Origin of the sequence: Gluconacetobacter entanii (assembly GCF_003206495.1) — a bacterium.
GTDB classification, from domain to species: Bacteria; Pseudomonadota; Alphaproteobacteria; order Acetobacterales; family Acetobacteraceae; genus Novacetimonas; species Novacetimonas entanii.
This window is the reverse complement of record NZ_NKUF01000018.1, coordinates 61,650-68,856: the sequence shown is the minus strand read 5'-3', so window position 1 is coordinate 68,856 and position 7,207 is coordinate 61,650. Positions and strand designations below refer to the sequence as shown.

The following is a 7,207-nucleotide window of genomic DNA, read 5'->3' as shown; positions in this document are numbered from 1 at the left end:
CCGGCTTAATCCGCACGATTACCTCGCCGACGTCCTGGCCCGTATCAACGAGCACAAGATCAACCGGCTCCACGAACTGTTGCCATGGAACTGGAAACCCGTGAATACACTGCACAGACAGGCCGCATAATCAAGGCGGCCCAGAGCGGCCGGTTACGGACAACGGTGGGATCGAGGTCGACGTTCTGACTACAGCCCAGCGATCCGGGTACGCCATCACCAACCAGACCCTGTTTCCCGTCTGGGGGAGTGCCGATCCGTCCGACCTGAATGGCGTCCGCAATATCATTGCAGGGCTATCGGCTGTCTATCTGGGTGTACGGCTGGCCGAGTCCGACATGTGGGAGGATGCGTCCGGTGCGCTGGCTCCCGTGTGGGATACCGATACGCCTGCCGATCACGGCGATCCGACGCCCGGCAGCGCGGGCGGCCATTGCCTGCTCGGTTGGGATTATACCGGCACCGACAATACCGATCTCGTCACCCTGCTAACGTGGGGCACGAAACAGCGGGCCACCTGGCGCTGGCTGCGGTCCCGAATCATGGAGGCTCACGGGCTGGCATGGCGGCAGCTCATGCCCACGACCAAGGGCATCTGGCAAGCACTGATCGCCGCCAACGATGCGTATCTGCGGGGTGCGGCATGAGGTCGGCACTGCTGGCCGGACTGCTGGCCCTGTCCGCCTGCGCCAGTCAGCCACGCGTGCAGACCACGATCCCGGCGGCGATGTTGGGGATACAGGCATCACTGGCGCAGGCCGGGGCTGTGTCCGTCTCCCATGCCGCCGACTGGACGCCGGAGCGGGCTGCACGGCACGAGGAGGCGGCACGGCTGATCGCGGATCTGGCGGCGTTGCGGGACCGGGTAGCGGAACCGATCATGAATTGGAATGGGCGACACTGTGCCCCAAGGAGACCGGCCGTGCCGTTCGTGGGCGGCTTCATCTTGCTTTAGGCCAAAAGCATCTGTTTCTCTACCACGAACGACGTTGGATCGTTGCCGTGAGACGAGAGGGGTGAAAAAGAACAAACCTCCTTAGTTGAGGCTCTAAGGAGGTTTGACTTATCTTTGTTAACTGCTGTGAATTCAAGCAGATTAAGAACCATTAGATTAACATCCTAGAGCCTTATCTTCTGTTGAACGAAACGACGGACAGCGCAGTTTTCAACACTAGGATACATACCCAATTATTAAAGGCATACACCCTAAGGAATCAGTCTCGACAAAAGCTGTCGCTACCTACCCGATTGTCTCCTGGAAAGGTACAGGAGCAAACCATGCTGCGTTTCCCATACCCGGAAATGAGAAAGCCAGCAAGCCTTTATTCCTAGGCTTTGAAATACGGCGAAAATAACATAAAGGTGTAAGCAACTTTATATCTCTCAATAACATATGAGCAAGTTTCTCCTATGGCCACATCTCCAGGCACCCATGAAAACATAGTTTTTAGAAAAGGTTATAAGATTGGCGAACCTGCTGCCGAAGCTGACATAGATTTCCTGCGCTCATGCTTTGTAAATAATGGGATCGTATCTATTGCCGTAGATATTCACATGAAGCAATGCGTACTACTAGGAAGAACTGGAAGTGGTAAATCCGCAATAATACAGCACATTATAGATACAAAAAATAATGTTATAACTATAAACCCTGAAAATTTAGCGCTGACAAATATTTCCAACTCTTCGGTTTTGAACTTTTTCGAAGCTGCTGGAGTACAAATGGACAGCTTTTATAAGTTGCTATGGAAACATATATTTACAACAGAACTCATAAAGGTGAAATACAATATAAATGCCGGAAATGATTTATCACGACTCAGACAGATGTTTTCTGGATTTAGCAAAAATTACAATACAAAAAAAGCCGCATTAGATTATATAAACGAATGGGGGGATCGATTTTGGATAGATGAAGAACATCGGACCACCCAATTAACTCAAACTCTTGAAAAAAAATTAGAAGCGAATGTCGACGCAAGTGTTTATGGAAAAGCAAAATTAGGAGTTAAAGGATTACGAGACCTGACAGAAGAAGAAAAGCAAGACATCGTCCACCATGGGCAGACAGCAATTGTTGACAGAGTACAAATGGCATCGCTTGATAATGTCATAAATGTTTTATCTGAAAATGTATTTAATGATAAAAATAATATATGGTACATATGCATTGATAGCTTAGATTACGACTGGGCCGATGATAAAATAAGATTTAAGCTCATAAAAGCTTTATTTGAAACGATAAAATCACTCCAGTGTATGTCTAATGTTAAAATAATAATTACAATGCGTCTTGATTTAATAGAAAGTTTATTTGATAGCATTACAAGTCCAGGATTCCAATCTGAGAAGTTTTCTGGTTACTTTCTTCCAATGAAATGGACAAAAAAAGAATTAACAGACTTATTATCAAAACGCGTAGATTATCTATTTGAGCATAGATATACCAACAAAAGCGTTCATATAAACGATGTCATAGCAAAAAAGGTAAATGGAAAACAAAGCGGAATTGATTATATACTTGACCGAACATTTTGAAGACCTAGAGAGGCGATATCTTTTTTCAATAAGTGTATGGAAAAAGCAGAGGGCCAGTCTTTTATTACAGAAGATTTTATAAAACAAGCCGAATATAATTATTCAAGCGAACGAATAATTGCCATCCGCGAAGAGTGGAGTCGTGATTACCCATATTTAAAAGACTTTTTAGAGGTCATTAGGGGAATGAAAGATGGGGTTGAGGTAGCTCACCTGATAAACTCAAAATTTGAAGAATTTTCTGGAAAATTTTCAGACACATGCAAAGAAAAAAACTACCCATTCTCAGAAGAGGCAGCCAATGCATACTTAGGTTTATCAAGATATGGATTGGCATTTATGCAATCAATACTTAACGTTCTTTACAAAGTAGGAGTAGTAGGCCTTAAATTAACTCCGCAGCAACGGCGTGTTTTTTCATTTTCAGAAAATATAAATATTGAAAAGTATCATATAGAGATGACAACTAAGGTTTATGTTCATAAGGCCTTTTGTGTTTCCTTAAGTATTAGATCTTCAGAGCAATAGTATATGAATTACTAAAATAATTCCATGAAAGGTCGCGCCTTCGTATTCTGTGCAAAGTGCTACTCAGCGTCATGTGTCAGAACTGCGCGACCATTCCAAAGCTTGCGTGACGGATCCGGAATAGCAATTAGAAGAAGTTGCGCAGTTTGTTTATCATTCTCTGATATGTCTGCGCGCGTCAGTCGTGTCGCTTTGTGTGGTGACAACGGTCGTCTACAATCAGCGGCGACGATTCAAAAGCAGATCTGCAGGACAGCGAAACCCCTCTACCAGCATATCAGCCCAATCCTGCGCCAATTGACGCTTTCGGTCTTTATGTTCCGACCGATTGTAGACCGCCTCGACTTTGTTCTGCGAAACATGTGCGAGCATTTGATCAATAATGGCTCTATCCTGCGGATACTGTTCGTTCATAATTGACGAAAATGACGACCTGAACCCATGCGGAACATGCATGCCTGCGAAGCCCGCTCGCTTCAATAGCGTGCTCATCGCATTGTCCGACATCGGTTTGTGAGCCCACCGGGCATTCGGGAAAACAAGAGGCCCCCGTCCCGTCAGGGTTCTGACCGCATCAATCGTTTCCTGCGCCTGGCGCGATAGTGCGACAAGATGTGGCCGCCGCATTTTCATCCGTTCGCTTGGTATCAGCCATGTATCCCCGTCGAGTTCGCTCCATGGCATGGCGCGTACCTCGCCTGGGCGAACGGCAGTAAGCGCCAGAAACCTGATTGCCAGTAGCGTCACCGGATGGGCCGGTATATCCTCGATCGCCCGCAACATGCCGCGCAGGGTCTGCAGATCGGTGATCGCCGGGAAATTGCCTTTCTGGACGGGGGGAAGCGCTTCCTTGATTACAGCTGCTGGATCGGAATTGCCCAGGCCGCAGGCGATGCCATAAATGAAAATCGCCGATAGCCGCTGCCGGACTCGCTGCGCGGTATCCCGTGACCCTGTCCTGCCGATTCCTTCTATAACCTCCAGCACCATGGGCGGGCTGATGTCGGTCACGGGGATATTGCCCAGTTTCGGCCAGATGAACCGCTGGAGCGTATATTCAACGTTCTGCGAATGAACCTCGCTCCAGATCGGTTTTTTGATTTTCAGCCACGCCTCTCCAACGGATCGGAGATGGTTTTTGGTACAGGCGGCCTCGGCGCGGCGCTGCTTTTTTGTCAGTGACGGATCCCGTCCTGCGCGCAATTCTTCCTTCGCGCTATCCCGCGCCTTGCGGGCACCGGACAGCGAAACCTCAGGATATGCGCCGATCGAAAGCAGTTTCTCTTTGCCGCCAAAGCGGTATTTCAGCCGCCACAGGCGTGAGCCATTCGGTTTGACCAGGACATGCAAACCACCCGAGTCGTGTATTTTGTAAGGCTTTTCTTGGGGCTTGGCACGCCTGACGGCAGCATCCGTCAGCATCGATACCCCCGCCCTTTTGACGATACCCCCACGGATACCCCCACAAGCTGCATCATTCGGTGACTCCCCATGTCATCGCATGTCCAAAGTTATGCGATGAAAACCGCTGTTTTTCGGGGAATATGTCAACCACGGTCCTTCCCTGTCATGGAAGGATTGGAGGTCCGGGCGGGAATCGAACCCACATTCACGGATTTGCAGTCCGCTGCATCACCACTCTGCCACCGGACCTGACCGGGACAAGCGCTATATCCACTCAATCGCGCCGCAGGTCAAGCCGTTGTGTGCGACCAACCTGCTAGGCAGACATGAAAAGCGGGAATAGAACGGAACGTGCGGGAAACAACAATCAAGCACCCGTCGCGATTGCACGGAACGTCGTCCCGCCCGGGCGGGAGCCGATGGAAGGGAAGGTCATGAAGCAGCCAGTTATCGAATATCCCCCCCTTGATTACGAGGCGGCGCGCCAGCGCATGGTCGATGCGCAGATCCGCCACGCACAGGTGAACGACCCGCGCATCATCGCCGCGATGCGCCGCGTGCCGCGCGAACTGGCCGTTCCCGAATCCATGCGGGAATTCGCATATGCGGACCAGTCCCTGCCCCTGCCGGACGGGCGGGTACTGACGGAACCGCGCGTGGCTGCACGCATGCTGCAGGTCGCCGCCCCGCAGGAAGGCGAGCGCGTGCTGCTGGTGGCCGCCGGGACGGGCTACCTCGTGACGCTGGCCTCGGCGATGCAGGAAGGACTGCGGATCGACGCACTGGAATCCGACGCGGCCCTTGCGGCCATCGGGCGGTCCCTGTGCCAGACCTTCGCGCCGGAGGTCACATGGCATGCAGGCCCCCTGTCGGCGGGCGTGCCGGGCAATGCGCCTTATGACCTGATCCTGATCGACGGGGCGGTCCGCACCATCCCGCCCGCCCTTGTCGCGCAATGCGCGCCCGACGGCCGCATCGTCGCCCCGATCTGGCCGGTGGATGGCGTGCCGTCGGTCTGCATCGTCCAACCCACGGCGGACGGCACCGCCACGCGCGCGATATTCGATGCAAATGTGCCCCTGCTGCCGGAACTCGCCCCTGCCCCGGCCTTCTCGTTCGATGCCTATGCCTGAAACGGCGGCACGCCCCGCATCGCGCACGTGCCGGAGGCGGTTAACCTGAGCGCAATATCCCCGCGATAGTGTCAGCCCCGCAGGCAGTTACGCCTGCGCCATGGGCCGGACGCTGGGGATATTACATGAAGGGATACTGGGTCGCTGGAATCGGGTTTGCCGCCAGCCTGCATGCGGGTACGGCACTGGCACGCAGGCCGCCGCCCGCGCCGGAAGCCCCCGTCACGGTTCCCCATACCCTGCAGGAGGCACTGGCCGCCGCGTATCTGAGCAATCCGGTCCTGCGCAAGGAGCGCGCCACCCTGCGCGCGACCGACGAACAGGTACCCGCGGCCCTTGGCGGATGGCGGCCGACCATCACCGGCACCGCCAACATGAGCTATTACAGCGGCAGCATGCTGATGGCCCCCGAAGGCGGCGGAAACGGATATGCCCGACGCTATGACCTGCCCGGCTATGGCGCGGGCGTGAACATCAGCGAACCGATCTATACCGGCGGGCGCACCACGGCCTCTACCCACCGTGCCGTGCATGACGTGATGGCGGAACGCGCGCGCCTGATCCTGACCGAGCAGCAGGTCTTCACCGATGTCGTCAACGCCTATGTCGGCGTGATCGAGGACCAGCAGATCCTCCAGATCGATATCAATAACGAGAAATTGTACCAAGAACAGCTCCACACCACGGAACTGCGTGCCCACGGGGGCGAGATCACGCATACCGACGTGGCACAGGCACAGGCCGCGCTGTCGGCCGCGCGCGCCACGCGCCAGCAGGCCGAAGGCACGCTGGAGGCGGCGCGCGCGACCTACCTGCAGGTGGTCGGCACGGAAGCCCCGGACAACCTGCAACCGCCACAGCCACTTGTCCTGCCGGTGCAGTCGGAACAGGACGCCACGGCGCGCGCGGTGGAAAACAACCCCAGCGTCATCGCCGCCCTGTTTGACGAGGCCGCGCGCAAGGACGCGGTGGGCGTCGCCTTTGCGGCGCTGCTGCCCTCCATCAGCGCGCAGGCCAGCTACGCCCATGACATCAACCAGGAGGAAGGACGTTCCAACTACGACAACAAGATGGCGCTCGTCTCCGCTTCGGTCCCGATTTATCAGGGCGGCAGCGAATACGCCGCCGTGCGCGCCGCCAAGCAGCAGGTCGCGCAGGCCCATCGCGCCGTGGAGGCCCAGCGCCGCAGCGCCATACAGCTTGCGCAGGCCAGTTGGCAGCGCATCCTTGCGAACCGTGCGGCCATCACCAGCAACCGCGAGGCGATTTCGGCCAACATCTCCGCCCTTGCCGGGGTGGAACGGCAGGCGATCGTCGGCACCGGCACGACCCTTGCCGTCCTGCAGCAGCAGGAAACCCTGCTGCAGGCACAGGTCGCCCTGGTCATGAGCCTCGGCAGCCTCGTGCAGGCGTCCTATCAGGAGGTCGCGGCAATCGGACGGCTGACGGCGCGTGACCTGAACCTTGATGTGCCGCTCTATAATGAAAAGGCGTATTACAAGGCCGTGCATGACCGGCTGTGGGGCATCAGCGACTATGCCCTCAAGGAGCCGGGACGCTGAGTGCGGGCGTCGTCTTTGCTCCGGACACGCAATGTTCTTCGA

7 protein-coding genes, 1 tRNA gene and 1 pseudogene are annotated in these 7,207 nt (G+C 54.8%); 7 read left to right on the top strand and 2 right to left on the bottom strand.

Going from position 1 to position 7,207, the window contains the following annotated elements; translation table 11 throughout:
* The 5 genes and pseudogenes from CFR72_RS09585 to CFR72_RS17210 all read left to right on the top strand — a co-directional run.
* Nucleotides 1-130 (top strand): transposase domain-containing protein (locus CFR72_RS09585; protein ID WP_146220696.1); only part of this gene is annotated, 130 nt, incomplete at its 5' end.
* A 10-nt stretch (nucleotides 131-140) separates the two neighbouring features.
* Nucleotides 141-647, top strand: a pseudogene (locus CFR72_RS09580) (hypothetical protein); the annotation flags it as partial.
* Nucleotides 644-955 carry a hypothetical protein gene (locus CFR72_RS09575; protein ID WP_110913732.1) on the top strand — a complete coding sequence of 104 codons (312 nt, stop codon included), beginning with the start codon at nucleotides 644-646 and terminating at the stop codon, nucleotides 953-955. The pseudogene CFR72_RS09580 and the gene CFR72_RS09575, both read left to right, overlap by 4 nt.
* A 455-nt stretch (nucleotides 956-1,410) precedes the next feature.
* Nucleotides 1,411-2,538: a P-loop ATPase, Sll1717 family gene (locus CFR72_RS17215; RefSeq protein WP_146220702.1), complete on the top strand. Its 1,128-nt coding sequence runs from the start codon at nucleotides 1,411-1,413 to the stop codon at nucleotides 2,536-2,538.
* Nucleotides 2,539-2,574: 36 nt separating this feature from the next.
* Nucleotides 2,575-3,066: a hypothetical protein gene (locus tag CFR72_RS17210; protein ID WP_146220701.1), complete on the top strand. Its 492-nt coding sequence runs from the start codon at nucleotides 2,575-2,577 to the stop codon at nucleotides 3,064-3,066.
* Between the two features lie 219 nt (nucleotides 3,067-3,285).
* Here the strand turns inward: CFR72_RS17210 and CFR72_RS09570 are convergent, their stop codons facing one another.
* Together CFR72_RS09570 and CFR72_RS09565 are read right to left on the bottom strand one after the other, a co-directional pair.
* On the bottom strand, nucleotides 3,286-4,488 hold the full coding sequence (locus tag CFR72_RS09570; protein WP_110913731.1) for a tyrosine-type recombinase/integrase: 1,203 nt from the start codon (nucleotides 4,486-4,488) through the stop codon (nucleotides 3,286-3,288).
* Nucleotides 4,489-4,645: 157 nt separating this feature from the next.
* Nucleotides 4,646-4,719 (bottom strand) — tRNA-Cys (locus CFR72_RS09565).
* Between the two features lie 185 nt (nucleotides 4,720-4,904).
* On the opposite strand from CFR72_RS09565, the gene CFR72_RS09560 reads away from it, so the two are divergent.
* On the top strand, nucleotides 4,905-5,603 hold the full coding sequence (locus CFR72_RS09560; protein WP_244182240.1) for a protein-L-isoaspartate O-methyltransferase family protein: 699 nt from the start codon (nucleotides 4,905-4,907) through the stop codon (nucleotides 5,601-5,603).
* Nucleotides 5,604-5,728: 125 nt separating this feature from the next.
* Nucleotides 5,729-7,165: a TolC family outer membrane protein gene (locus CFR72_RS09555; protein WP_110913729.1), complete on the top strand. Its 1,437-nt coding sequence runs from the start codon at nucleotides 5,729-5,731 to the stop codon at nucleotides 7,163-7,165.
* Nucleotides 7,166-7,207 lie beyond the last annotated feature (42 nt).